This window comes from Fibrobacterota bacterium (genome assembly GCA_019509785.1).
Taxonomy (GTDB): domain Bacteria; phylum Fibrobacterota; class Fibrobacteria; order UBA11236; family UBA11236; genus Chersky-265.
In genome coordinates, this window is the sequence record JAEKLQ010000102.1 from 1 (window position 1) to 3,183 (window position 3,183).

The 3,183-nt window shown below is 72.1% G+C and carries 1 protein-coding gene and 1 pseudogene; both read left to right on the plus strand.

What is annotated here, in order from left to right; translation table 11 throughout:
• On the plus strand, positions 1–676 hold a 676-nt coding region (locus tag JF616_22885; protein ID MBW8890609.1), incomplete at its 5' end, for a hypothetical protein.
• Positions 677–849: 173 nt separating this feature from the next.
• Positions 850–3,183: pseudogene (gene mutS / locus JF616_22890) on the plus strand (DNA mismatch repair protein MutS).

A 3,183-nucleotide genomic window follows, 5' to 3' on the forward strand; every position in this document is an offset into this window, starting at 1 on the left:
CCTGTTCGAACGCCACCCGGACGTCGTCGCCGTCTTCCACGACCTCGACGTGGTCCACGAAGGACGCCCGCCGTCCGGCCAGACGCTCTGGCAATCGCTGCAGGTCTCGCTCTCGGAAGAGCCCTCCGACGCGCTCGCCGACTACCTCGCCGGCCGCCCGCTGCCCGCCTGGACCTCGGCCTGCACGTGGCGCAAGTCGGCCCTCGACAAGATCCTGCCCTTTCCCGCGGGGCTGTGGGGCTTCGTCGACGCGTACTGCGCCCGCCACATCATCTTCCATGGGCGCGCTTGCGCGCTGCGCCAGCCCTTGGGCGGCTACCTGGTCCACGCGGCCAACGACTACGGCGGCAGCAAGGCCAGGCCGGATCCGCAGCGCATCGCGCGCGGGCTGCGCGAGGCGCGGGCGATGACCGACGCCTTCAACGCGCGCTGCGCCGAGTTCGGCATCCGGCCCGGACGGCGCCGCGCCATGGTGCAGCAATACGCCCTCGCCGAGGCGACCATCGCGCAGCGGTTGCTCAGCGGCCGCGGCGCCGCCCTGGCGTGGATCCTCGGCAACGAGCTGCGCCTGTCGTGGATCCCGTGGATGCAGATCCTGTTCAACCTCCTGCTGCCGCGGCGGCTGTCCCGGTTCATCAAGAACCGGATCTTCGGGCGCTACGTCATGCTCGATTGAGCGTGGTCCGGAAGCCGGGGATCCCGGGCGCCGCGCCAGCGGGCTTCGCAGGGCCACAATACCGGCCTCCGACAAGACGCGGCGCGGCTTTCGACGGCCCCGGCCCCACCAGACAGGCGATTCTCCAAGTGCTCGAACCCGAAGCGATTCCCGACCTGGAAAAGCACACCACCATGATGCAGCAGTACCTGCGCATCAAGGCCGACTACCCGGACACGCTCGTGCTGTACCGCATGGGCGACTTCTACGAGGTCTTCTTCGACGACGCGCGCAAGGCGCACCGGCTGCTGGACATCACGCTGACCACGCGCGGCCAGAGCGCCGGCGCCCCGGTCGTGATGGCGGGCGTGCCGGTGCATTCGATCGAGTCCTACCTCGCGCGGCTGATCAAGCTCGGCGAGGCGGTGGCCCTGGCGGAGCAGGTCGGCGAAGTCGGCGCCTCCAAGGGCCCGGTGGAGCGCAAGGTCGTGCGCGTGGTCACGCCCGGCACGGTGACCGACACCGAGCTGCTGGCCGAGCGTCAGGACACCGTGCTGCTGGCGGTGTTCGCCTCGCGCGCGCGCTGCGGCCTCGCCTGGCTCGCGCTGGCCGAGGGGCGGCTCGGCCTGACCGAGTGCACCGAGGCGGAGCTGCCGTCCTGGCTGGCGCGGCTCGCGCCGGCCGAGATCCTGGTGGCGCCGGAAGGCGCGCCAGCGGCCGTGCGCCAGGGCAGCGTCGCGGTGGTGAACCGGCCGGCATGGCAGTTCGACGCCGCGCTCGGCGTGCGCAAGCTGTGCGAGCTGCTGGGGGTCTCGACGCTCGCCGGCTTCAACGCGCAGGACCTGACGCGGGCGCACGCCGCCGCGTCCGCGCTGGTGAGCTATGCGGAGCACACCTCGGGCGGCGCCCGCCATGCCCTCGGCCACGTGAAGACGATCGCCGTCGAGCACGCCAGCGACCTGCTGGACCTGCCGCCCGCGACCCTGCGCAACCTCGAGCTGACGCAGACGCTGCGCGGCGAGGCGGCGCCGACGCTGCTGTCGCTGATCGACACCTGCCGCACCGGCATGGGCAGCCGCACGCTGCGCCTGTGGCTGACGAACCCGCTGCGCGAGCGCACGGTCGCGCGCGAGCGCCACGACGCTATCGCGGTGCTCGCGGCACACGGCGTCGACTCGCTGCGCCAGGCGCTGCGCGGCGTCAGCGACGTCCAGCGCATCGTCGCGCGCATCGCCCTGCGCCAGGTGCGCCCGCGCGAACTCGCCGGCCTGCGCGACACGCTCGCGCTGTTGCCCCAACTGGTGGCCTGCCTGCCGCCCAATCCCGCTGCTCGCCGACGACGCGGCCGAGCCCTTGCTGGCCGATGCCGGCACGAGCCCGCTGCTCATGCGCCTGCACGGCGCACTGCACCCCGACCCGGCGATCGCGTTGCGGCTGGCGACGACGGTCGCCGCCGAGCCGGCCGTGCTGCTGCGCGACGGCGGCGTGATCGCCTCGGGCTTCGACCCCGAGCTCGACGAGCTGCGCGCGATCGCGACCAACTGCGACGACTTCCTGGTCGCGCTCGAGGCGCGCGAGCGCGAGCGCACCGGCATCCCGAACCTGCGCGTGCAGTACAACAAGGTGCACGGCTTCTACATCGAGGTCACGTCCTCGTACCTCGACCGGGTGCCGATCGACTACCAGCGCCGCCAGACGCTGAAGAACGCCGAGCGCTACATCACGCCCGAGCTGCGTGCGTTCGAGGACAAGGCACTGTCGGCCCAGGAGCGCTCGCTGGCGCGCGAGAAGCTGCTGTACGAGGCGCTGCTCGACGAGCTGCAGGCCTGGCTCGGCGTGCTCGGCGGACTGGCGCGCGCGCTCTCGTCGCTCGATGCGCTGTGCGCGCTGGCCGAGCGCGCGCAGACGCTCGGCTGGTGCCGCCCCGAATTCGTCAACCACCCGTGCCTGGACATCGTCGGCGGCCGCCATCCGGTGGTCGAGGCGCGCCTGGCGGAGACCGGCGGCGGCAACTTCATCGCCAACGACTGCCGGCTCGACGCGAAGACGCGCATGCTCATCGTCACCGGCCCGAACATGGGCGGCAAGAGCACCTTCATGCGCCAGGTGGCGCTGATCACGCTGCTCGCGGCCATGGGCTCGTACGTGCCCGCGCAGGCCTGCCGGCTCGGGCCCATCGACGCCATCCACACCCGCATCGGGGCGGCGGACGACCTCGCGAACGCGCAGTCGACCTTCATGCTCGAGATGACCGAGGCGGCCGCCATCATCCACGCCGCGACCGACCGCTCGCTCGTGCTGATGGACGAGATCGGCCGCGGCACCTCGACCTTCGACGGCCTCGCGCTCGCCGGCGCGATCGCCACCCACCTGCACGAGAAGAACCGCTCGTTCACGCTGTTCGCGACCCACTACTTCGAGCTGACCGAGTTCCCGGCCAGGCACCACGGCGCGCTCAACATGCACGTCTCGGCGGCCGAGAGCGGCGACCAGATCGTGTTCCTGCACGCCATCGAGGCCGGCCCGGC